This is a genomic window from Brevundimonas sp. (assembly GCF_035935935.1).
In the GTDB taxonomy this organism is placed as follows: domain Bacteria; phylum Pseudomonadota; class Alphaproteobacteria; order Caulobacterales; family Caulobacteraceae; genus Brevundimonas.
Genome location: NZ_DASYWO010000005.1, coordinates 387,397 through 409,996 on the forward strand (window position 1 = coordinate 387,397; position 22,600 = coordinate 409,996).

Genomic DNA, 22,600 nt, shown 5'->3' on the forward strand with positions numbered 1-22,600 from the left:
CCCATGGAACTGTTCGACCTCACCGGCAAGACGGCCGTGACCACCGGCTCCTCGCGCGGCATCGGCAAGGCCGTCGCCGAGCGGCTGGCCGAGCACGGCGCCAATGTCGTGATCTCCTCGCGCAAGCCCGGCCCGTGCGACGAGGTCGCCGCGGAAATCAACGCCCGCTTCGGTCAGGGCCGCGCCATCGCGGTTCCGGCCAACATCGCGTCGAAGGACGACCTTCAGCGACTGGTCGACGAGACCCGCGCCGCCTTCGGCCGGATCGACGTTCTGGTCTGCAACGCGGCGTCCAACCCCTACGCCGGGCCGATGGCGGGCATTTCCGACGAGCAGTTCGACAAGATCCTGCAGAACAACGTGGTCTCCAACCACTGGCTGATCCAGATGGTCGCGCCGGAGATGCTGGAGCGAAAGGACGGCTCGATCATCATCGTGTCGTCCATCGGCGGGCTGCGCGGCAACGCCCTGATCGGCGCCTACAATGTGTCCAAGGCCGCCGACATGCAGCTGGCGCGGAACCTCGCGGTCGAGTGGGGGCCGTCGAACGTCCGCGTGAACTGCATCGCGCCGGGGCTGATCAAGACCGACTTCGCCAGGTATCTCTGGGAGAACCCGGACATCCTCAAGGTCGCGACCGACCCCGCGCCCCTGCGCCGCATCGGCATGCCGGACGAGATCGCCGGGGCCGCGGTCTATCTGGCCTCGCCGGCGTCCACCTACATGACGGGCCAGACCTTGGTCGTCGACGGCGGCATCACCATTGCCTGGTGAGCGGAAGATCGGGCCGCTGCAGGACCTGTCCTGGCGGCTTGAAGCCGTCGCCTTCGCGGGCCTGACCGTCCTTCTGCGCGCGCTCGGCGTGGAGCGCGCCTCGGCGTTCGGCGGCTGGCTGCTCAGGACGCTGGGACCGAAGACCGGCACCCACCGCACGGTGATCCGCAACCTGCGCATCGCCTTCCCGGACATGGCGCCGGCCGAGCGTGAGCGTCTGGCGCTGGAAAGCTGGGAGCGCACCGGCCGGACCTTCGCCGAGACGACCCTTCTGGACCGCATAACCTTCGAGTCCGGGCGGCTGGAGGTCGTGGGGCTGGAGCGCCTGCACGCCATCCGCGACTCCGGCCGGCCGGTCGTGTTCGTCTCCGGTCACCTGGCCTGTTTCGAGACCATGCCCGCCGCCATTCTGGCCGCGGGCGTGCCGTGCCAGATCACCTATCGGCAGGCCAACAACCCCTACGTCGACGCCCAGATCCGGAGGGCGCGCGCCCGCTATGGCGTCAAGCTGTTCGCGCCCAAGGGCGGCGACGGCGCCCGCGAACTGCTGGCCGGGCTGGAGCGCGGCGAGTCGGTGGCCCTGATGAACGACCAGAAGTTCAACGAAGGACCCGAAGCCGTCTTCTTCGGTCAGCCGGTCAACGCGGCGCCGGGCCCGTCACGACTGGCCCTGCGTTTCGGCACGGTGCTGCAGCCCATGAGCGTGGTGCGTCTGCCCGGCGTGCGCTTTCGCGTCACCGCCCACGACCCGATCGTTCTGGAAAGCACCGGCGACCGCGCGGCCGACATCGCCCGCGGCGTGCAGGCCGTGACCAGCTTCGTGGAAGACCGGGTGCGTGAGGTTCCGGAGGACTGGTTCTGGGTCCACAAGCGGTGGCCCGACCGCGTCTATGCGGCGCTGTCGCCGGAGGTCTGAGCGCGCTCCGCGTCCGTGGCGCGGCGATAGGGCCCCTTGAACCCGCGGGCGTCGGTGCGCCGGCGATCCGGACCGAAATAGCCGTCCGTCTTCACGAACGGCCGGGGGCGGAAGATCACGGCGTTGAGCCGCTCCAGGATCGCCTTGGCGGTGATCGGCTTGACGACGAACTCGGTCACGCCGGCGTCGCGCGCCTCCATGACCCGGTTCTTTTCCGAATGCCCGGTCATCATGATGATCGGCAGGTAGGGGTTGGGACTGTCTGCGCTGTTTCGCACCAGCCGCGTGAACTCCACCCCGTCCAGCGGGAACATGTTGAAGTCGACGATGGCCACGTCGAACGCCTGTTCCTTCAGCGCGTCCAGCCCGGCCCCGCCGTCGCCGACCTCGCGGATCTTCCGCACGCCCGCCGACTGCAGGATCGCCGAGGTGATGGCGCGCATGTGCTGGTTGTCGTCCACCAGCAGGACTTGAAGGGCGTTCAGGGCCGACATTCGAAAAACGCGATGGCACCGCCGTCGAAGCACGGCACGATCATCAGATTACAGAGCGGTAAGGAGGCGGTAAATCGCGACTGAAACAATTCTTCATCGCACACATAAGGCGCGGTGATGAGGCTTCAGGGCCGCACCATCAGGGACGGGTCCAAGTTCCGGTCCCGCCATTTCAGTCGCCAGCACAGATGCGGCCCGGTGGCCCGACCGCTGGATCCGACCCGTCCAATGATCTCACCGCGCCGCACGCGGTCGCCTTTCGCCACCTCCAGCCGCGATTGGTGCAGGCAGGCGCTGATCAGGCCCTGGCCGTGATCGATCAGGGTCAGCCCGCCTTCGAAATGCAGATCGCGCTCGGCCAGGGTCACCGTGCCCGCCGCCGGCGCCCGGATGGCGGTTCCGGCCGCCGCGCCGAGGTCGATGCCGTAGTGGGGCCGGGTCGGCGTGCCGTTCAGAATCCGCTGGCTCCCCCAGGCGCTGGTGACGCGCACGGTCTCCAGCGGCCAGTGGAAACCGTCGCGGAAGTCGTCGCCCTCGACCCGGCTGGCGAATCCTTCGGCCTTGATCGCCACCTCGCGCTGGATCCGCTCCAGAACCGCAGGGTCTTCGGGCGCGACGGTGGCCGGCGGAAGTCCGTCGACGCGCGTGGTGGGAAAGGTTCCGCGGGCCAGCTCCAGCCGGCGGCGCGTCTCGGCGCGCCCGTCGCGCGCGACGATCTCCGCCGACGCCGCGGCGTCACGGTCGAAGCCGACGAAGAACCAGCCCGCCGCCGACGCCTGGGTCAGCGCCTCGCCGTCGACGTAGATCATGGCCCGCGGCGTGGTGCGCCCTATGGCGTGGCCGCCCTGCTGGAACCGGCCGGTCAGCTCCAGCGGAACCTCGGCGCGGGCGGCGCCCGCCAGCGACAGGCCGCCGACGCCCGCCAGCAGCCCGCGCCGATCGATCGTCACCGCGCGCCGCCCAGGGCCTGCGCGGCTTCCGCGGGGCCGGCGTAGGCCTCCTGACGCTGCGCCGACCAGTAGCGCAGGCCTTCCAGCGGGATCGGCCTGCCGGTCACGGCGCAGCGCACGAAGCGCCCCGGCTTCACCACGGCGAAATCGCCGTCGCCATAGGACACGCGGGCTTCCTGATCGGTCATGTCGACAGGGTAGGGGCGGCCGGCGACCCGCTCAAGATCAGAACAGCGCGCCCTGCTCGGGCGACGCGGGCCTGGCCTTCGCCGCAGGCCGCGCGGGCCGGGGCTCGCCGCCGTCCACCGTGGCGCCGGCCGCGCCGTCCGGCATGACCAGCCTGACGCGCCGTCCGGGGGTCAGGGCCGCCGCCCCGGTCAGCCACGTGCCCCCCTCATCCTCCACCCGCGCGAAGCCCGGCTTGGGTTTCGCCGGGTCCAGCGTGGCCAGCGCCCGCGACAGGGCGCCCAGCCGCTCGCCGCGTCGCTCCAGCTGCGGCGGAAACGCCTCCAGCCGCGCCGTGGCGGCGTCCAGCCGCGCGCGACGCCGCTCGATCGCCCGCTCCAGAAGGTGCGGCCCCAGACGCGCGCCGACGGCCGCGGCGCGGCGCTCATGGGCGCCGCGGTTGCGCTCCAGCCCGGCGCCCAGCCGCAGCGAAGCCTGATCCAGTCGCTGGCGGGGCAGGGCCAGAAGGTCGTCCGCCCGCGCCGGCAGCCCCCGCGCGGCGGCCCTCAGCCGCGTGCGCCGGTCCTCGATCACGCGCCCGGCGGCCCGGACGGACCGCGCCGACAGGTCCGCGACCCATCCGACCAGATCGGCCAGCACGGGCGTGACCATCTCCGCCGCCCCGGTCGGCGTCGGCGCCCGCCGGTCGGAGACGAAATCGATCAGGGTCGTGTCGGTCTCATGCCCCACGGCCGACACGATCGGGATGCGCGCCGCCGCGACGGTGCGGGCCAGACCCTCGTCGTTGAAGCACCACAGATCCTCGACCGACCCGCCGCCGCGCGCGACGATCAGCAGGTCGGGTCGCGGGATCGGCCCGCCGGGCTCCATCGCGTCGAACCCTCTGATGGCGGCGGACACCTGCCCGCAGGCGGCCTCGCCCTGCACCACCACCGGCCAGACGACGACGCGGCAGGGCCAGCGTTCGGCGATGCGATGCAGGACGTCGCGGATCACCGCCCCCGTCGGGCTGGTGATCACCCCGATCACGGCCGGATAGGCCGGCAGCGGCTTCTTCCGCCCGGCCTCGAACAGGCCCTCGTCGCGCAGCTTGACCTTCAGCGCCTCCAGTCGTGCCAGCAGGGCGCCGGCGCCCGCCGCCTCCATCGTCTCGATGACGATCTGGTAGCTGGATCGCGCGGGATAGCTGGTGATCTTGCCGGTGACGATCACCTCCAGCCCGGTCTCCGGCTGAATGCCGAGCCCGCGCACCGAGCCCTTCCAGACCACGCCGTCGATGCAGGCCTTGTCGTCCTTCAGCGTCAGATAGACGTGTCCGGACGCGTGGCGGTTGACCTTCGACACCTCGCCGCGCAGGCGCACATGGCCGAACCGGTCCTCCAGCGTCCGCTTCAGGGCGAACGACAGTTCGGAAATCGACAGCGGCGGATTGTTGTCCCGCGGCGCCGGCGCTTCGGCCGGGCCTTCGAAGACGTAGGAGTCGTCGGTCATGGAACGAGCCTAGCGCCGGCTCATTGTCGGGGAAACCACCGGAGCGCCCATGTCCCAGGAACCGCCGCTGACGCCCGTGCAGGACGACGCCGCCGAACGCGAACTGGCCCGCCGCAGCCGAAGTGGGGCTCTTGCCCCCTGGCTGATCACCGGCGTCGTGGTCCTGATCGCCGTGGTCGCCTTCGTTCTCTGGGCGCGGACGGGCTGAACCCGGGTTGACCGCGCCCGCCCGCGCCGTCATTCCCCGCGCCATGAACATCCTGCTGGTCGGATCGGGCGGGCGCGAGCACGCCCTGGCGTGGAAGATCGCCCAGTCGCCGCTGGTCCGGCGGCTGGTCTGCGCCCCCGGCAACCCCGGCGTCGGCAAGCACGCCGAGCTGCGCCCGGAGTTCAAGGTCACGGACGCCGAGGGCCTGGCCGCGCTGGCGCGCGAGATGCAGGCCGATCTGGTGGTGGTCGGACCGGAGTCGGCGTTGGAGGCCGGTCTGGCCGACCGTCTCGCCGCCGCCGGCATCGCCTGCTTCGGGCCGTCGGCGCGCGCGGCGCGTCTGGAGACGTCCAAGGCCTTCGCCAAGGGGTTCATGGAACGCTGGGAGATCCCCACCGCGGGCTTCGGCGTCTACGAGAAGCTCGGCGAGGCGCGCGACGCGCTGAAGGTTTTCAAGCCGCCCTACGTCATCAAGGCGGACGGTCTGGCGGCGGGCAAGGGCGTGGCCATCTGCCCGGACCGCAAGGACGCGGAGTCCGAGATTTCCCGGATGCTGGGCGGCCGCTTCGGCGCCGCCGGCGCGCGCGTCGTGATCGAGGAGTTCATGGCGGGCGAGGAGGGCAGCCTCTTCGCCCTCTGCGACGGCACGCGCGCGGTGCTGTTCGGCGGGGCGCAGGATCACAAGCGCGCCTTCGACGGCGACCTGGGGCCGAACACCGGCGGCATGGGCGCCTATTCGCCGGCGCCCGTGTTCACGCCCGAGCTGGTCGGGCAGGCGGAAAGCCGCATCGTCGCGCCCGTCGTCGCGGCCATGGCGCGGGAAGGCGCGCCGTTCCGCGGCGTCCTGTTCTGCGGGCTGATGGCGACCGACGACGGTCCCAAGGTGGTCGAGTTCAACGCCCGCTTCGGCGACCCCGAATGTCAGGTGCTGATGATGCGCCTGACGGGCGACGTGGTGCCGTGGCTCCTGGCCTGCGCGCGGGGCGACCTGTCGCGTCTGCCCGCGGCGCCCGAGTTCCGGCCCCAGGCCTGCGTCTGCGTCGTCATGGCCGCGCAGGGCTATCCCGACAGCCCGCTGGAAGGTTCGATCATCCGCGGCGCCGACCGCGACTTCGGCCCGCACGTGCAGGTCTTCCACGCCGGCACGCGCCGCGACGAGAAGGGCGCACTGGTCGCTTCGGGCGGCCGCGTGCTGAACGTCTGCGCCCTCGGCGACGACGTGGCCCAGGCCCGGGACCGCGCCTACGCGGCGGTCAAGGCCATCGACTGGCCCGGCGGCTTCCACCGTTCCGACATCGCCTGGCGCGCGCTGGAGCCGCGCGACTGATCTTTCGGAACGCGCGGTGAAAACCGGCGTTTCCCTCCCGCCGAAGAGGAAGCGGCGCGGAGGGTCTGGGTCATGAAGGCGATCGTCAGGGATCGGGGCGTGCGGCTGGTGGCGGGACTGTTCCTGCTTTCTTGCGCGGGGTCCGGCTGGCTGGCGTGGCACCTGTCGCCCATGAGCAACGGCACCGATCAGGCGCGCTACGAGCGGTTCTTCGAGGCGCGCTAGGCGGCCTTGGGCACGGCGGTCTCGGGCGCCGTCACGAGCGCGAGCAGTTCAGCGGCCTCGAACGGCTTGGCCAGATGTTTGTCGGCGCCGGCCCCGCGCGCCGCCGCCACGTGCTCGGGCAGGGCGTTGGCCGTCAGCATCACGATCGGCGTCAGGGCGCGGCCGTTCTCGCACTCGAACTCGCGGATGGCCCGCGTCGCCGTCAGCCCGTCCATCACCGGCATCTGCATGTCCATGAGCACCATGTCGTAGGCCCCCTTGCGATAGGCCTCCACCGCCTCGGCGCCGTTCTCCACGCTGGTCAGCTCAACCGCCGCCGCGCCCAGGATCAGCTCCACCACCTTGCGGTTGGTGGGATGGTCGTCGGCCAGCAGCACGCGGACGACCGCGCCCGTCCGGGCCTCGTCGTGCGGCTCGGGGATCGCGGCGACCGGCGCCTCGGCCGCGCGCAGCGGCACGGTCAGCAGGAAGGTCGAGCCGCCGCCGGGCTCGCTTTCGGCGTCCAGCGAACCGCCCATCATCTCGGCCAGCTGGCGACAGATCGACAGCCCCAGTCCGGAACCTCCGTACCGGCGCGTGATGGCTCCGTCGGCCTGCTCGAAGCGCCCGAACAGCCGGTCGCGCTGTTCCGCGCCGAAACCGATGCCGGTGTCGCTGACGGCGATGCGCAGGGTCGGCGCGCCGTCCGCCGCGGGACCGCACTGGGCTTCCAGCTTGATCAGGCCCGCCTCGGTGAACTTCACCGCGTTGGAGACGAGGTTGCACATCACCTGCTTCAGCCGGACGACGTCGCCGGCGATCCAGGCGGGGCAGGCGGGGCAGACGTCGACGATCAGGGCCAGACCTTTGGCCGCGGCCGAGGCGCGGTACAGGTCCGCCGCCTCATGCACGGCCGCGCCCAGATCGAACGCCTCGTCCTCCAGCGACAGGCGGCCGCTCTCGATGCGGGCCAGATCCAGGATGTCGCCCAGCAGCGTCAGCAGCATGCGGCTCGACGACTGCATCAGGTCCAGCATCTCGCGCTGGTCCGTGCTCAGTTCGGTCCGCCCCAGCGCCTGCGCCAGCCCGATCACGCCGTTCAGGGGCGTGCGGATCTCGTGGCTCATGTTGGCGAGGAACAGGCTCTTGGCCGCATTGGCCGCCTCGGCCGCGTCGCGGGCGTCGGCCAGGGCCTTGGCGTCCCGCTTCAGGTCGGTGATGTCGTTGCACAGGGTGACGATGCCGCCGTTGGCCGTGCGCCGGTCCTGAACGCGGATCCAGCGGCCGTCGTCGCAGCGCTGCTCCAGCGTCGCCTCCAGCTGCTGGCGCGCCGCCAGCCGCTCGGCGCGCCACTCGTCCTCGCGCCCGATGGCGTCGGCATAGATGCCTTCGTCCAGTCCGATCTGCAGCACGTCCTCGAAGCGCATGCCCGGCTTCAGCTGGGCGACCAGCTCCGGGTTCACCTCGGCGTAGCGCGCGTTCCACAGCACCAGACGGCCGTCGGAGTCATAGAACCCCATGGCGTCCGGCATCGCCTCCACGGCCTCGCGGATCTGGTTCAGCGTCCGCCCGTCGCTCCAGCGCGCCACGCCCGTCAGGAAGGCCGCGACCACGACGGGCAGGGCGGCGGACACGGCGACGGCGCTCAGCAGCGCCCCCTGACCCAGACCGTGCGCGCCGGTCAGGGCCGCTTCCGGAACCACGGTCAGGGCGCCCATGGCGATGAAATGCAGGGCGCAGACCCCGACCGTGGCGCCCAGCGCCGTCGCCAGACAGTTCTTCCAGCCGCCGCGGTGGGGCGACAGGGCGACCGCCGTGCCGGCGATCAGGGCGCAGGCCACCGCCACGGCGGCCAGACCGAAGTCCCAGACGGCCGTCCCGGCCATCAGCAGGCCGCTCATGCCGAGGAAATGCATGGCCGCCACGCCCGAGCCGGCCAGGGCCCCCGCCAGCCCCCGGCGCAGCGCAGGCGCGCCGATGCCGGTGAAGGCGGCGCCGACGCCAAACAGCAGCGCCAGGCCCAGCGACGCCGCCGTGACCAGGAGGTCGTACTGGGTCGCCAGTCCGGGATCGAAGCCCAACATGGCCGTGAAGTGGGTGGTCCACACGGCCAGCGCGCCCAGGGCGCCGGCTCCGCCGGTCAGCACCACACGTTTCCGCCCCTGCGCCGCCCACGCCTGCCGGCCGAGGGCGAAGGCCGTGGCCAGTCCCGTCAGGCACAGGACGCCCGCCGCAACGACCAGGCGAAGGTCGTGCTGCGTCGTCAGACAGAGCAAAACGGCGTTCAAGTTCAGTGCGCCCCGCAACGATTTCGCGGACTCTGAACGGCACAGGTGAACATTCCGTGCGCAAACCGACATTGTCACGCGATTGGCGGAAACGCGCGCTACTCGCGGTCGCCGTCCGCGTTTCCCTCCGGGCGCGGACCTTCTAGAGATTCACGATGCCCGACGCGTCCAACCCGTCCCCGATCGCGCCGACCGCCTCGTCGCGTCTCTGGACGGCGGGCGCCAGCGGGTGCGTCGCCTCCGCCGTGCTGATCGGCCTGGCCGCCTACCACCCGCATCATGCGCCGGTGCTGCTGGGCGGCGTCGCCGCCGTGGCGTTGGCGACCTGGATGGTCAACCGCTCGCGTCCGGCCAGCTCCGACGCGTCGTCCGTCGCGCCGCCCGAGCCCATTCCTGCGGCGTCGGAACCCGACGCCTCGCTTCTGGACGCCGCGTTCGAGGCGCTGACCGACGCCGTGCTGGTCGTCAGCGGCGGCGAGCCGGACGACATCGCCGGACGGCGCGTGGTGCTGGCGAACCGCGCGGCCCGGGACCTGCTGCGCATCCAGCGCGACGGCGCGATCCTCGTCTCCGTGCTGCGCGATCCGCTCGTGCTCGAGGCCGTGGACGAGGCCCTGTTCGGCAGCGTCGAGCGCGTCGTCGACTGGACCGGCGTGCGCGACCGCCACTGGGTCGCCCACGCGCGGCCGCTGGCCTGCGGCGAGGGGCGCGCGCTCGCCGTGCTGGTGCTGCGCGACGACACCGACGTCCGCCGCATGGAGCTGATGCGCGTCGACTTCCTCGCCAACGCCAGCCATGAGCTGCGCACGCCGCTGGCCTCGCTCTCCGGCTTCATCGAGACGCTGAAGGGGCACGCCAGGGACGATCCCAAGGCGCGCGACCGGTTCCTCGACATCATGTCGGCCCAGGCCGACCGCATGGGGCGTCTCGTCGCCGACCTGCTGTCGCTCAGCCGCATCGAACTGAACGAGCACATCCCGCCTTCGGGCCGCGTGGATCTGGCGCGCGCGCTCACCGACGTCGTCGATGCGCTCAGCGTCCTCACGCACGACAAGGGCGTGCAGGTGGACGTGTCGGGCGCCACCGTCGCGGAGGTGCGCGGCGATCGCGACGAGATCGTTCAGGTCATCCAGAACCTCGTCGACAACGCGGTGAAATACTCGGGCCGCGGCGACCGGGTGGAGGTGCAGGTCGTCGCCAGCCTCTCGGGCGATGAGGCGACGGCCGCCCGCATGCCGGCGTCGTCGCGCCTGCCGCTGCTGACGCCGGATCGCGACGCCTCCGCGCGCTATGCCGCCGTCGTGGTGCGCGACCACGGCCCGGGCATGGAACGCGAGCATCTGCCCCGGCTGACGGAGCGGTTCTATCGCGTCGAGGGGCAGAAAAGCGGGGGCGAGCGCGCGGGCACGGGCCTGGGCCTCGCCATCGTCAAACACATCGTGAACCGCCACAGAGGGGGGCTGGCCGTCGAAAGCGTCGTCGGCCAAGGCACGATTTTCACGGCGTTTTTCCCTCTGTCGCAGGACCGTCGCAACGGCCCTGCGGACGGCCCGACGCTGTAACGGAACTGTCACGCCACAGTCGTAATCCGCTCACCCATCACGGGCAGTTTCCCGGCCGAACGGTCGAGCCTCCCCGGCGCGCGCCGATTCCCTTCGCCGGACCCGATGAACGCGCTTCTGCTGCTCCTGCCGATCGTCCTCGCCGCGGCGGCCTTCGTGGCCGGCCGCGCCGTCGCGCATCGCCGGTTCGACGGCGTCCGTCCGCACTCGCGTCCCTCCCAACATGCGGCGTTGGCCGCGATTTCGGTGGGCGTGCCGGCGCTGGTCGTCGTGCTGGCGGCTGCGATCCTCGGCGGACAGGTCGAACGCCGTCTGCTCGAAGTCGATCAGCCCCCGGCCGTCGTCGCGCTCGACGACATCCGTCGCGACGCCTTCTACGGCGACGTGCACCGCGTCGCCACGGGCGCCACGCCGCTGCAGGCGTGGGAAGCGCCCCTTGCCGCGGACCTCCAGACCCAGGCCGCGCAGGCTCGCCGCCTCGACGCCACACGCCTGTTCGGCGCGCTCGCGGCGGCGCTGCTGGCGGCCGCGATCGGCGGCCTGATCGCCTTTTCGCGCATCCGCCCCGATCTCCGCGCGCGCAACCGGGTGGAAGGATGGGTCGTCGCCGTCCTGCTGGCCTGCGCCGCCGTGGCCGTTCTGACGACCCTCGGCATCGTCGCCTCGCTGCTGATCGACGCCACCCGCTTCTTCGAGCGCGTGCCGGTGCAGGAGTTCCTGCTGGGCACGCAGTGGTCGCCGCAGACGGCCATCCGCGCCGACCAGGTGGGATCGACCGGCGCGTTCGGGGCCCTGCCGCTGTTCGCCGGCACCTTCCTGATCATGCTGATCGCCATGACGGTGGCGGCGCCGGTCGGCCTGATGTCGGCCATCTACCTGTCGGAGTACGCCGGCCCGACCACGCGCGCCGTGGTCAAGCCGGTGCTGGAGATCCTCGCCGGCGTGCCGACCGTGGTCTACGGCTTCTTCGCCGCCCTGACGGTGGGGCCCGCCTTCCGCGCCTTCTTCAACGGCGTCGGCGCCCAGCTGGTCGGCGGGCCGCTGGACGGCCTCGGCCAGTATCTGCTGCTGGTCCAGAACCAGATGGCGCTGGTCGCCGGCGGGGTCATGGGGATCATGCTGATCCCGTTCGTCAGCTCCCTGTCCGACGACATCATCAACGCCGTGCCCCAGTCGCTGCGCGACGGCTCCTACGCCATGGGCGCGACGAAGTCCGAGACGGTCGGGCGCGTCCTGATGCCCGCCGCCCTGCCGGGGGTCGCCGGCGCCCTGCTGCTGGCCGTGTCCCGCGCGGTCGGCGAGACCATGATCGTCACCATGGCCGCCGGCCTGGCCGCCCGCCTGACGCTGAACCCGCTCGACACCGTGACCACCGTCACGGTCCAGATCGTCACCCTGCTGACCGGCGATCAGGAGTTCGACAGCGCCAAGACCCTGTCCGCCTTCGGCCTCGGCCTGACCCTGTTCCTGGCCACCCTGGTGCTGAACATCGTCGCCCAGCGCATCGTCCAGACCTACCGGCAGCAGTATGACTGACGCGCCCGCTTCCCCCGACCGGGCCGCCCGCCTGCAGAAGGGTCTGCGCCGCCGCTATGCGCGTGAGCGCCGCTTCCAGCTGTACGGCCTGCTGGCCATCGGCGTGGCGGTCGGCTTCCTGCTGCTGCTGCTCGGCCGCATCTGGACCCAGGGCAACACGGCTTTCTGGACCCACGACGTCTCCATCCCGGTCTACATGGACCCCGCCCGGATCGATCCGGCCTATCCGCAGGGGACGAACTTCCCCCAGATGGTCGCCGAACAGCAGCTGGCCCGCCTCGGCGTCACCGACGACGCGGCCGGGCGCGCCTCCACCGAGATGCGCCGCCTCTTCTCCTCGGAGCTCAAATTCGTCGCCGGCGACATGGTCCGCGCCGATCCCTCGCTGATCGGCAGGACGGTGACCGTGACGGCGCCCCTGTCGGACGACGCCGACCTGTTCTTCAAGGGCGAGATCGAACGCGACACGCCCGAGGAGCAGCGCCGCGTCACGGATCGCCAGATCGGCTGGCTGGACCGCCTGCAGGCCGACGGCTTCGTCGAACGCGGCTTCAACGCCCGCATGTTCACCTCCGGCGATTCCACCGAGCCGGAGCTCGCCGGCGTTCTGGGCGCGGTGGTGGGCTCGGCCCTCATGCTGCTGGTCACGGCGCTTCTGGCCATTCCCATCGGCGTCGCCGCCGCCATCTGGCTGGAGGAATTCGCGCCGCGCAACCGGCTGAGCGCCTTCATCGAGGTCAACATCAACAACCTCGCGGCGGTGCCCTCCATCGTCTACGGCCTGCTGGGTCTGGCGCTGTTCATCAACTGGATGCACCTGCCGCGGTCGTCGCCCCTCGTCGGGGGGCTGGTGCTGGCCCTGATGGCCCTGCCGACCATCATCATCGCCACCCGCTCGTCGCTGAAGGCGGTGCCGCCCTCGATCCGCGAGGCCGCGCTGGCGCTGGGCGCCTCGAAGACCCAGACGGTGTTCCAGCACGTCCTGCCGCTGGCCCTGCCGGGCGTCATGACCGGCGCGATCATTTCCATGGCCCATGCGCTGGGCGAGACCGCGCCGCTTCTGCTCATCGGCATGGTCAGCTTCGTGCCGGGCGTGGCGACCTCGATCGCCGAGCCCGCCGGCGCCCTCCCGTCCCTCATCTACATCTGGGAGAACGCGTCCGAGCGCGCCTTCCATGAGCGCACCGCCGCGGCGATCATGGTTCTCCTGGCCCTCATGATCGTCATGAACGCCGCCGCCATCGTCCTGCGGCGTCGCTTCGAACGTCGGTGGTAAGCCCAATGAAGTTCAACATCTTCCGCTCGCACGACGACCGCGGCTCGGGCGATCCGACCCAGACGCCGCGCATGGGCGGTCAGGTCCTCCCGGCCGCCGAAAGTCATGGCGCGCACGCGACGTCCGCCGACCTGGTGGAGCCGTCGACCGCCGACGCCACCGCAGGGGCCGCGGTGACCCCGCGCCCGGCCGAGCCCATGGGGCCGATCAAGATCCGTGCGCGCGACGTCTCGGTCCATTACGGCGACAAACAGGCCCTGCACGAGGTGTCGGTCGACATTCCGGACAAGACCGTGACCGCCTTCATCGGCCCGTCGGGCTGCGGCAAGTCGACCTTCCTGCGTTGCCTCAACCGCATGAACGACACCATCCCGTCGGCCCGCGTCAGCGGCCGCATCGAGATGGACGGCCAGGACGTGAACTCGAAGTCGGTCGATCCCGTGCTGCTGCGCGCCCAGGTCGGCATGGTGTTCCAGAAGCCGAACCCCTTCCCCAAGTCGATCTATGAGAACGTCGCCTACGGCCCGCGCATCCACGGCCTGACGACCTCGAAGTCGGAGCTGGACGGCGTCGTCGAGAAATCGCTGCGCCGCGCCGGTCTGTGGGACGAGGTCGCCGACCGCCTGCATTCGCCCGGCACCGGCCTGTCCGGCGGTCAGCAGCAGCGTCTGGTCATCGCCCGCGCCATCGCGGTGGAGCCCGAGGTCATCCTGATGGACGAGCCCTGCTCGGCTCTGGACCCCATCGCCACCGCCAAGATCGAGGAACTGATCGACGAGCTGCGCGAGCAGTACTGCATCGTCATCGTCACCCACTCCATGGCCCAGGCCGCCCGCGTGTCGCAACGCACCGCCTTCTTCCACATGGGCCGCCTCGTCGAGACGGGGCCGACGGAGGAAATCTTCACAAACCCCCGCGAGCGGCGCACGCTCGATTACATCACCGGCCGCTTCGGCTGAGATCACCTCGAAGATGAACCAGCACACAGTCAAATCCTACGGAGACGAGCTGAACCAGCTCACGGCCGAGGTCGCCCGCATGGGCGGCCTGGCCGAGGCCCAGGTCGCAGACGCCGTCGAATCGGTCGCCCGCCGCGACGTCGCCCTGGCCCGCGCGGTCGTCGAGCGCGACCAGAAGCTCGACGCCCTGCACCACGACATCGAGAAGAAGGCCATCCGCCTGATCGCCCTGCGTCAGCCCGTGGCGTCGGATCTCCGCAAGACGCTGTCCGCCATGAAGCTGGCGGTCGACCTGGAGCGCACCGGCGACCTGGCGCGCAACATCGCCAAGCGCGCCCTGATCCTGGCCGAAGGCGAGCCGATCCAGCCCCTGACCCGCTCGATCGAGCGCATGGGCAAGCTGGTGTCCGGCCGCCTGCGCGACGTCATGGACGCCTACACCGGCGGCGAACTGGACCGCGCCGTCGCGGTGTGGAGCACCGACGACGAGGTCGACGAGCACTACAACAGCCTGTTCCGCGAGCTGCTGACCTACATGATGGGCGACCCGCGCACGATCTCGGCCGGCACGCATCTGCTGTTCATGGCCAAGAACCTCGAGCGCATCGGCGACCACGCGACCAACATCGCCGAAACCATCCATTACGAGATCACGGGCGGCGACATGTACGGCGAGCGGCCGAGGCTCAGCGCCCTCCCGGCCGAGCCCGACTTCAAGACCGGCGCCTGAGCCGCCTGATCGACCAGCCTGGAGACTGACGTGCAGCCCTACGTTCTGGTGATGGAAGACGAGGACGCCCTCGCCACCCTGCTTCAGTACAATCTGGAGAAGGAAGGCTATCGCGTCGTCGTCGCCGGGGACGGCGAAGAGGGTCTGGTCCAGATCGACGAGCGGCTGCCCGATCTGGTCCTGCTGGACTGGATGCTGCCCAAGGTGTCGGGCATCGAGGTCTGCCGCCGCATCCGCGGCAAGGCCGAAACCCGCAACCTGCCGATCATCATGCTCACAGCGCGGGGGGAGGAGACCGACCGCGTGCGCGGCCTCGACACCGGCGCCGACGACTACCTGACCAAACCCTTCTCGATGACGGAGCTGATCGCCCGCATCCGCGCCGTCCTGCGCCGCATCCGCCCGGGCCTTGCCGACGACCGCATCAACCACGGCGACATCGTCATCGACCGCGTCGCCCACCGCGTCCGCCGCGCGGGATCGGAGATCCATCTGGGCCCCACCGAATTCCGGTTGCTGGATCACTTCATGCAGCACCCGGGCCGCGTCTTCAGCCGGGAACAGCTGCTCGACGCCGTCTGGGGCTCGGACGTCTACGTCGAGGCCCGCACCGTCGACGTCCACGTCGGCCGCCTGCGCAAGGCACTGAACGTCGAAGGCACCGCCAATCCCATCCGCACCGTCCGCTCGGCGGGATACTCGCTGGACCTCGGCGCCTGATCCCACGCTGGCGGTTCGCCGCGCGCCCGGTCTAAGCTCCCCGCTCAGCCGAGGGGATTTCGCCATGCGCCGCCGCACCTTCCTGTCCACCCTGCCGGCCGGGGCCGTTCTGGGCGGGACGTCCGCGGGGTCCGTCATGGCGCAGACCCCGCCCGCCGCGACGCGCACGCCAGCTTCCGCCCCCGCCACCTATCCCTACAGCGGCGTCGGCATGGGGGACCGGATCATGGGCGCGCCCTTCGCCGGCCGCTCGACGGTCTGGGGCGCGCGCGGGGCCGTCGCCACGGCGCATCCGACCGCGACCCTGATCGGGCTGGACACGCTCCGGCGGGGCGGCTCGGCCATCGATGCGGCCATCGCCGTCAACGCCGCCCTCGGCTTTCTCGAACCCGTCGCCAACGGCATCGGCGGCGACGCCTTCTGCCTGATGTGGGATCCGAAGCAGAAGAAGGTGCTGGGTTTCAACGGCTCCGGAGCCAGCCCGCGCGGCCTGTCGCTTGAGGCGGCCCGGGGCAAGGCGAACGCGCAGGGCTACCTGCCGTCCTACGGCGCCGTCACCGTCAACGTGCCGGGCACGGTCGACGCGTGGTGGAGCGCGCATCAGCGTCACGGCAAGCTCCCCTGGGCGGAGGTGTTCGCCCCGGTGATCGAGCTGTGCGAGCGCGGCGAGGCCATGCCCCAGCTGATCGCCTTCTACCTCGAGCGCAACATGGCCGGCTTCGACCGGTCTGCCGCGATCATCGAAGACAACGACAACCGCAAGCGGGTCTACGCCCCCGACGGCCGCACGCCGCGCGTCGGCGAGGTCTTCGCCAACGCTGATCTGGCCCGCACCTACCGCCTGATCTCCGAGGGCGGGCGCGACGCCTTCTACGAAGGCCCGATCGCCGCGGCCATCGAGGCCTACTTCCGCCGCATCGGCGGCTGGATGTCCCGCGTCGATCTGGCCGCGCACCGCACGGAATGGGTGCAGCCGCTGGTTTCGAACTACCGCGGCGTCGACGTCTGGCAACTGGGGCCGAGCACCCAGGGCCTGTCGACCCTGCAGATCCTCAACGTCTGCGAACGCTTCGACCTGAAGGGCCTGGGCTTCCAGTCGGCCGCCTCCATCCACGTGCAGGCCGAGGCCAAGCGGCTGGCGTTTGAGGACCGCGCCCGCTGGTTCGCCGACGAGCGCTTTTCGAAGTCCCCGGTCGAGCGGCTGATCTCGAAGGACTATGCCGCCGAACGCGCCGCCCTGATCCGCATGGACCGCGTCATGGATCGCGTCATGCCCGGCGACGCCCCGACCCAGGGGGGCACCACCTATTTCAGCGTCGCCGACGCCGACGGCATGATGGTCAGCTGGATCCAGTCCAACTATCGCGGCATGGGCTCCGGCCTCGTGCCCGACGACGGGAACGGCGGCACGCTCGGCTTCATGTTCCAGGACCGCGGCGAACTGTTCGCCCTGACCGACGGCCACCCCAACGTCTATGCGCCCGGCAAGCGGCCCTTCCACACCATCATTCCCGGCTTTGCGACGAAGGACGGCGAACCGTGGATGGCCTTCGGCGTCATGGGCGGCGGCATGCAGCCACAGGGTCAGGCCCAGATCGTGATCAACATGGTCGACTACGGCCTCGACCCGCAGGAGGCCGGCGACGCCCCGCGCTGGCAGCACGAGGGCAGCTCGGAGCCCACGGGTCAGCCCGCCGAAGGCACGGGCGTCCTGCATCTGGAGTCCGGGGTGCCTGAAGCCACGAAGGAGCAGCTGCGCGCCATGGGCTGGACGCTGGGCAGGCCCAACGGAGGCTTCGGCGGCTATCAGAACGTCGTCCGTCAGGTGAACGCCCGCGGCCCGTGGACCTACGGCGCGGCGTCGGAGATGCGCAAGGACGGTCTGGCGCTGGCTTGGTGAGCGACCTCGATCTCACGGGCAGGTGGACGGGCGTCTACTTCTACCCGGACGACGACATCCCGCCGAACGGCTTCACCGCCGATCTGATCGAGCGTGGCGGACATATCTCGGGCCGGACGTCGGAGCGAAGCGAACTTCGGCTTGGGCAGACCCTCGGCGCCGAGATCGAGGGGCAACGGAACGCCGTCGCTGTCGCCTTCACGAAGATCCCCGACGATGGCTCGCCGATCATCGAATATGCCGGGGAGCTGTCGCCGGACGGGCAATCCCTCAGCGGCACATGGACCATCATCGGCGACTGGTCGGGGACCTTCCGCATGGACCGACGCAGCGACGCAGCGACGACCGCCCGCACGCGCGTAGCTCAAGCCGACTGAGCCTCCGGCTCCAGCTGATAGTTCCGGCCGCAGTATTCGCACTTCACGTGGATCTTGCCGTCGGGCTCGATCATCTCGGCGCGGTCTTCGGCGCTGAAGCTGGCCATCATGGCCTCGATCCGCTCCGCCGAGCAGCGGCACTGCGCCTTGAGAGGCATGGCCCCCTCCAGCCTCACGCCGTCCTCATGGAACAGGCGGAACAGCAGGGTCTCCGGCGTCACCGTCGGGTCCAGCAGCTCGTCGTCGGCCAGGGTGGCGAACAGGGCGCGGCTGCGTTCCCACACCTCCGTGGTGTCGCCGCGCGCCTGGTCGGCCGCGATCACCTGGATCAGCGCGCCGCCCGCCCGCCAGCGCGGTCCCTGGCCCGTGTCGACCGAGCCGATCGCCAGCCGCACCTTGGTCGGCACCTGCTCGGACTGTTCGAAGAAATGCTCGGCGCACAGGCTCAGGCTCTCGCCCTCGATCGGGGTGATCCCCTGCGTCCGCTCGAAGTCCGGCCCGCGGTCCAGCGTCATGATCAGCACGCCCTTGCCCAGCAGGCTCTTCGCGCCGGGGCGGGAGAAGCCCTGCGACGCCGCCGCGACCTCTTCCGGATCGAACCGGCAGAAGCCGCGCAGCGTCCCGTCGGTGCCGTAGTCCGCCACAAGGTAGCGCACGGGCCCGTCGCCTTGCGCCTGCACCAGCAGCCGACCCTCGAACTTCAGGCTGGACCCGACCAGCGCGGCCAGCACGCAGGCCTCGCCCAGCAGGGCGGCGACCGGCTCCGGATAGTCGTGCGCCGACAGCACCTCGTGGATCGCGGCGCCCAGGCGCACGATCCGCCCGCGCACCGGCCAGCCCTCGATCTGGAAGGCGGCGGCCAGGTCGTCGGTGATCGGGGCGGCGTCGGTCAAGTCGGTCTCCGGGTGCGCGAGGCGAAAGGCGCCAGATAGGCGCGCGCTTGGCGCATTGTAAGGCCGTCTGCTACGGCCAAGCTCGGAACGCGTCGCAGGGCGGCCCGTTCAGTCGTGGTCCCGACCGTCAGGAAAAACGCATGGCCCGCAAGCCCAGCCTCAAGCCGCTCAGCGAGCAGTCCATCGTCATCACCGGCGCCACTTCCGGCATCGGTCTGGCGACGGCGCGCCGGGCCGCCGCCGCAGGGGCGCGCGTCTTTCTCATCGCGCGCGGCGAGAAGGATCTGGCGAAGCTGACGGAGGAGCTGCAGGCCAAGGGCGCCCGCGCCGCCTATGCGGTGGCCGACGTGGCCGACTTCGACGCCCTGCGCGAGGCGGCGGAAAAGGCGGCGCGCCTGTTCGGCGGCTTCGACACCTGGGTGAACAACGCCGGCATCTCCATCTTCGGATCGATCCGCGACGTGACGCTGGAGGACCAGCGCCGGCTCTTCGAGACCAACTACTGGGGCGTCGTGAACGGCTCCCTGATCGCCGCGGAGCACCTGCGCGAGCGCCCTTACGGCGGAACCATCGTCAACGTCGGCTCCACCCTGGCCGACGCGCCCATCCCGGTGCAGGGGGTCTATTCCGCCTCGAAGCACGCCGTGAAGGGCTTCACCAACGCCTTCCGCATGGAGCTGATGCGCGAGGACGCGCGCGTCGCCGTCAGCCTGGTCAAGCCCGCGGCGATCGACACGCCCTACAACAAGCACGCCCGCAACATCACCGGCCACGCCGTGCACAACCCCCAGCCGGTCTATGCGACGCCCGTCGTCGCCGACGCCATCCTGTGGTGCGCCACCCATCCGATGCGCGAGATCACCGTGGGCGGGGGCGGGCGGCTGATCGCCTCCTTCTATTCGGCCCTGCCGGGGCTCGCGGAACCTCTCTTCGCGCGGTTCGCTCCCATGCTGATGCGGGACAAGCGGGGCGAGTATCACCCGTACGAGGACGGCCTCTGGGATCCCGCCGACGACGGTCTGGAGGAAGAAGTGCACTATCCCATGGTCAGGAATTTCAGCGCTCTGGCGGAAGTCCGCAAACATCCGGGCGTGGCCGCCGGCGTGGTGGCGATCCTGGCCGGGGTCGGTCTGGCCGCGCTCCTGCTGAACCAGCGCAGCGGCCCGACCCGGTATGAGCGCCTGCGCGAGAGCGTCCGCCCCTCGCGCCTCTGGTCGCGCCTGCGCGCGGGCGAGCGATTGGGCGACGTCCGCGATCGCGCCGAGGAGGGCTGGGACCGCGTCGGCGCCTTCACCGAGCGTCTGGTCGGACGCGACAGCCGCCATCGCGCCGCCGCCTACGCCCGCGACCACGCGCAGGAAGGGGCGGGCGCGGCGGCCATCGCGGCCATCGCCGCAGCCGTCGGCGCCGCCGCCCTGAAGCATTTCCAGGACCGCCGCTAAGCCTTGCTGCGGCTGCGAAGCTCGGTCACGCTGCACGCATGGCCGGGGCGACGCTGATCTTCGACTTCGATTCCACCCTGGTGGACTTCGAGACGCTGGAGGCGCTGGCGGAGCTCTCGCTGGCCGACGCGCCCGACGCCGCCGACAGGCGCGGCCGGGTGGCCGCGCTGACCGACCGGGCCATGGCCGGCGAGATCGATTTCGTCGAGGCCCTGACGCAGCGGCTGGCTCTGCTGCCGGTGACGCGCGAGCACGTCCGCACGCTTGCGGCTCGCGCGCCCACGCGTCTGGCGCCCTCGGTCGCCCGCAATCTCGAGACGCTGCGCCGTCACGCCGATCGACTGGTCATCGTCTCCGGCGGGTTCCGTGAGGTCATCGCCCCCGTCGCCGACCTGCTGGGCGTTCCCGCGGATCGGGTTCTGGCCAATGACCTGACGTACGACGACGCCGGCCGCGTCCTCGGCGTCCTGTCCAATCCCATCCTGGAGCCGCAGGGCAAGGCCGCCGCCGTTCGTGGCCTGAAGCTGACCGGTCCGGTCGTCATGATCGGCGACGGCTGGACCGACGCCGAGGTGAAGCTGGCCGGCGCCGCAGACCGCTTCGTCGCCTTCACCGAGATCGTCCGCCGCGACCGTGTCGTCGCCGCCGCCGATCAGGAAGCCGCGACGCTGGACGAGGTGTTGCACGCCGAGGGTCTGGCCGGCCGCTGGTCCTATCCGCGCAGCCGCATCCGCATCCTGCTGCTCGAGAACGTCCACCCCGCCGCCGTCCGGCGCTTCGAATCGGCCGGCTATGCGGTCGACACGGTGAAGGGCGCGCTGGACGAGGATGAACTGATTGCGCGGCTCAAGGGCGTCCACGTGCTGGGCGTCCGGTCCAAGACGGAAGTGAGCGCCCGCGTGCTGGACGCCGCCGACCGCCTGATGGCCGTCGCCGCCTTCTGCATCGGCACCAACCAGATCGACCTGCAGGCCGCGGCCGACCGCGGCGTCGCCGTCTTCAACGCCCCGCACTCCAACACCCGCTCGGTGGTCGAGCTGGCGGTCGGACTGATCGTCTCCCTGATGCGCGGCGTGACGGACAAGTCGGCCGCCATGCACTGCGGCAAGTGGATCAAGTCGGCCGCGGGCGCCCGCGAGATCCGCGGCAAGACGCTGGGCCTGATCGGCTACGGCGCCATCGGCAGCCAGCTGTCGGTTCTGGCTGAGGCGCTGGGCATGCGCGTCGTCTTCCACGACCTGACCGAGCGGCTGGCGCTGGGCAATGCGCGCCGTCTCCCGTCTCTTGAGGCCGTTCTGGCCGAGGCCGACGTGGTCAGCCTGCACGTCGATGGCCGGAGCGCGAACACTGACCTGATCGGCGCGCGCGAGCTGGCGGCGATGAAGCCCGGCGCTTTGCTGCTGAACCTGTCGCGCGGTCACGTCGTCGACGTCGGCGCCCTAGCCCAGGCCATCGGCACAGGCCGCATCGGCGGGGCGGCGGTGGACGTGTTCCCGGAGGAGCCGCGCACCAACGACGAGCCCTTCGAAAGCCCGCTCATGGGCCTGCCCAACGTCATCCTGACCCCCCACGTGGGCGGCTCGACCGAGGAGGCGCAGGAGGCCATCGGCGAGTTCGCGGCGGAACGCCTGCTGGGCTACCTCAACCGCGGCGACACCACGTTCAGCGTCAACCTGCCCAATGTGCAGCTGTCCGACGTGGCCGAGGCGCACCGCCTCCTGCACATCCACGAAAACAGACCCGGCGTCCTTGCCGAGCTGAACGGCGCGCTCGCTTCCGCCGGCCTGAACGTGCTGGGCCAGCACCTGAAGACCGACGAGCGCACGGGCTACGTCATCGTCGACGTCGACCGCGACTATGATCCGAAAGCGCTGGACGCCCTGAAGGCCATCCCGGGCACGCTCAGGTTCCGGACGCTGTACTGACAAAGAAAAACCGCCCCGGCTTCCCGGGGCGGCTCTTCAATCTCAACCTGCCGATCGGACGATCAGCGGCCGCCGGGCACGCGCGGCTTCGGCGCGGGCAGCAGGCCCTCGCGCTGGGCGCGCTTGCGGGCCAGCTTGCGGGCGCGGCGAACGGCCTCGGCCTTCTGGCGGGCGCGCTTCTCCGAGGGCTTCTCGTAATGCACGTGGCGCTTCATCTCGCGGAAGCTGCCTTCGCGCTGCATCTTCTTCTTCAGGGCCTTCAGCGCCTGATCGACGTTGTTGTCGCGAACGAAAATCTGAACCAGGTTCAACTCTCCTTTGGCCGCCCGCCGCGTCCTGTGAGGGAGACGGGCAGACAAAACGAAATCGTGCTCCGACGGACCGGGTCCGCGGATGAAGGCGGGCTGATACACGAGCGACCGGGGCCTGTCCAGATCGTCGC

The 22,600-nt window shown here is 70.8% G+C and carries 22 protein-coding genes and 1 pseudogene; 16 read left to right on the forward strand and 7 right to left on the reverse strand.

The window, feature by feature from the left end; genetic code table 11:
* Positions 1–3 precede the first annotated feature (3 nt).
* Complete coding sequence (locus VGR32_RS06695; protein ID WP_327449329.1) at positions 4–774, forward strand: SDR family oxidoreductase; 771 nt, start codon at positions 4–6, stop codon at positions 772–774.
* On the forward strand, positions 764–1,690 hold the full coding sequence (locus VGR32_RS06700) for a lipid A biosynthesis acyltransferase (protein WP_327449331.1): 927 nt from the start codon (positions 764–766) through the stop codon (positions 1,688–1,690). Before VGR32_RS06695 ends, VGR32_RS06700 begins: the two co-directional genes overlap by 11 nt.
* Here VGR32_RS06700 and VGR32_RS06705 read toward each other — a convergent pair.
* The 4 genes from VGR32_RS06705 to xseA form a co-directional block, all read right to left on the reverse strand.
* A complete protein-coding gene (locus VGR32_RS06705) occupies positions 1,663–2,184 on the reverse strand; it encodes a response regulator (protein WP_327449333.1) in 522 nt (173 codons plus the stop codon). The genes VGR32_RS06700 and VGR32_RS06705 overlap by 28 nt on opposite strands.
* A 125-nt stretch (positions 2,185–2,309) precedes the next feature.
* Positions 2,310–3,134 (reverse strand): M23 family metallopeptidase, encoded by an 825-nt coding sequence (locus VGR32_RS06710; RefSeq protein ID WP_327449335.1) that lies wholly within the window; start codon positions 3,132–3,134, stop codon positions 2,310–2,312.
* Complete coding sequence (locus tag VGR32_RS06715; RefSeq protein WP_327449338.1) at positions 3,131–3,322, reverse strand: DUF2093 domain-containing protein; 192 nt, start codon at positions 3,320–3,322, stop codon at positions 3,131–3,133. The genes VGR32_RS06710 and VGR32_RS06715 overlap by 4 nt, the downstream gene beginning before the upstream one ends.
* Positions 3,323–3,359: 37 nt before the next feature.
* The gene (gene xseA / locus VGR32_RS06720) at positions 3,360–4,811 is read right to left on the reverse strand and encodes an exodeoxyribonuclease VII large subunit (protein WP_327449340.1); all 1,452 of its coding nucleotides are present in this window, start codon (positions 4,809–4,811) and stop codon (positions 3,360–3,362) included.
* A gap of 49 nt (positions 4,812–4,860) precedes the next feature.
* Here xseA and VGR32_RS06725 point away from each other — a divergent pair, with 49 nt between their 5' ends.
* The 3 genes from VGR32_RS06725 to VGR32_RS06735 all read left to right on the forward strand — a co-directional run bounded on the left by VGR32_RS06725 (position 4,861) and on the right by VGR32_RS06735 (position 6,571).
* Positions 4,861–5,019: a hypothetical protein gene (locus VGR32_RS06725; protein WP_327449342.1), complete on the forward strand. Its 159-nt coding sequence runs from the start codon at positions 4,861–4,863 to the stop codon at positions 5,017–5,019.
* Positions 5,020–5,062: 43 nt separating this feature from the next.
* Positions 5,063–6,346, forward strand: coding sequence for a phosphoribosylamine--glycine ligase (gene purD, locus VGR32_RS06730; RefSeq protein WP_327449436.1), 1,284 nt, complete (start codon positions 5,063–5,065; stop codon positions 6,344–6,346).
* Between the two features lie 72 nt (positions 6,347–6,418).
* A complete protein-coding gene (locus VGR32_RS06735; RefSeq protein ID WP_327449344.1) occupies positions 6,419–6,571 on the forward strand; it encodes a hypothetical protein in 153 nt (50 codons plus the stop codon).
* Here the strand turns inward: VGR32_RS06735 and VGR32_RS06740 are convergent.
* Positions 6,568–8,838 carry an ATP-binding protein gene (locus VGR32_RS06740; RefSeq protein ID WP_327449346.1) on the reverse strand — a complete coding sequence of 757 codons (2,271 nt, stop codon included), beginning with the start codon at positions 8,836–8,838 and terminating at the stop codon, positions 6,568–6,570. The genes VGR32_RS06735 and VGR32_RS06740 overlap by 4 nt on opposite strands.
* Before the next feature lie 155 nt (positions 8,839–8,993).
* On the opposite strand from VGR32_RS06740, the gene VGR32_RS06745 reads away from it, so the two are divergent.
* The 8 genes from VGR32_RS06745 (at position 8,994) to VGR32_RS06780 (ending at position 17,898) form a co-directional block, all read left to right on the forward strand.
* On the forward strand, positions 8,994–10,400 hold the full coding sequence (locus tag VGR32_RS06745) for an ATP-binding protein (RefSeq protein ID WP_327449348.1): 1,407 nt from the start codon (positions 8,994–8,996) through the stop codon (positions 10,398–10,400).
* A gap of 105 nt (positions 10,401–10,505) precedes the next feature.
* Complete coding sequence (gene pstC, locus VGR32_RS06750; RefSeq protein ID WP_327449350.1) at positions 10,506–11,936, forward strand: phosphate ABC transporter permease subunit PstC; 1,431 nt, start codon at positions 10,506–10,508, stop codon at positions 11,934–11,936.
* Positions 11,929–13,212 carry a phosphate ABC transporter permease PstA gene (pstA, locus tag VGR32_RS06755; RefSeq protein WP_327449352.1) on the forward strand — a complete coding sequence of 428 codons (1,284 nt, stop codon included), beginning with the start codon at positions 11,929–11,931 and terminating at the stop codon, positions 13,210–13,212. The genes pstC and pstA overlap by 8 nt, the downstream gene beginning before the upstream one ends.
* Positions 13,213–13,217: 5 nt before the next feature.
* The gene (gene pstB, locus VGR32_RS06760) at positions 13,218–14,171 is read left to right on the forward strand and encodes a phosphate ABC transporter ATP-binding protein PstB (RefSeq protein WP_327449354.1); all 954 of its coding nucleotides are present in this window, start codon (positions 13,218–13,220) and stop codon (positions 14,169–14,171) included.
* 13 nt (positions 14,172–14,184) lie between these two features.
* Positions 14,185–14,901: a phosphate signaling complex protein PhoU gene (gene phoU / locus VGR32_RS06765; RefSeq protein ID WP_327449356.1), complete on the forward strand. Its 717-nt coding sequence runs from the start codon at positions 14,185–14,187 to the stop codon at positions 14,899–14,901.
* A 30-nt stretch (positions 14,902–14,931) separates the two neighbouring features.
* Entirely contained in the window at positions 14,932–15,621 is a 690-nt protein-coding gene (gene phoB / locus VGR32_RS06770; protein WP_327449358.1) for a phosphate regulon transcriptional regulator PhoB, read from the forward strand.
* Between the two features lie 64 nt (positions 15,622–15,685).
* A complete protein-coding gene (locus tag VGR32_RS06775; RefSeq protein WP_327449360.1) occupies positions 15,686–17,521 on the forward strand; it encodes a gamma-glutamyltransferase family protein in 1,836 nt (611 codons plus the stop codon).
* A complete protein-coding gene (locus tag VGR32_RS06780) occupies positions 17,518–17,898 on the forward strand; it encodes a hypothetical protein (protein WP_327449362.1) in 381 nt (126 codons plus the stop codon). Before VGR32_RS06775 ends, VGR32_RS06780 begins: the two co-directional genes overlap by 4 nt.
* Here VGR32_RS06780 and VGR32_RS06785 read toward each other — a convergent pair.
* On the reverse strand, positions 17,886–18,791 hold the full coding sequence (locus tag VGR32_RS06785; protein WP_327449364.1) for an Hsp33 family molecular chaperone: 906 nt from the start codon (positions 18,789–18,791) through the stop codon (positions 17,886–17,888). The two genes, VGR32_RS06780 and VGR32_RS06785, sit on opposite strands and share 13 nt — an antisense overlap.
* Before the next feature lie 140 nt (positions 18,792–18,931).
* Here VGR32_RS06785 and VGR32_RS06790 point away from each other — a divergent pair, with 140 nt between their 5' ends.
* The 3 genes and pseudogenes from VGR32_RS06790 to serA all read left to right on the forward strand — a co-directional run bounded on the left by VGR32_RS06790 (position 18,932) and on the right by serA (position 22,158).
* Positions 18,932–20,233 carry an SDR family oxidoreductase gene (locus VGR32_RS06790; RefSeq protein WP_327449366.1) on the forward strand — a complete coding sequence of 434 codons (1,302 nt, stop codon included), beginning with the start codon at positions 18,932–18,934 and terminating at the stop codon, positions 20,231–20,233.
* A 38-nt stretch (positions 20,234–20,271) separates the two neighbouring features.
* A pseudogene (locus VGR32_RS06795) lies at positions 20,272–20,793 on the forward strand (HAD-IB family phosphatase); the annotation flags it as partial.
* Positions 20,794–20,928: 135 nt separating this feature from the next.
* A complete protein-coding gene (gene serA / locus VGR32_RS06800) occupies positions 20,929–22,158 on the forward strand; it encodes a phosphoglycerate dehydrogenase (protein WP_414642897.1) in 1,230 nt (409 codons plus the stop codon).
* A gap of 62 nt (positions 22,159–22,220) precedes the next feature.
* Here the strand turns inward: serA and rpsU are convergent, their stop codons facing one another.
* Positions 22,221–22,463, reverse strand: a complete 243-nt coding sequence (gene rpsU, locus VGR32_RS06805; protein WP_087120183.1) for a 30S ribosomal protein S21 — start codon at positions 22,461–22,463, stop codon at positions 22,221–22,223.
* Between the last annotated feature and the right edge of the window lie 137 nt (positions 22,464–22,600).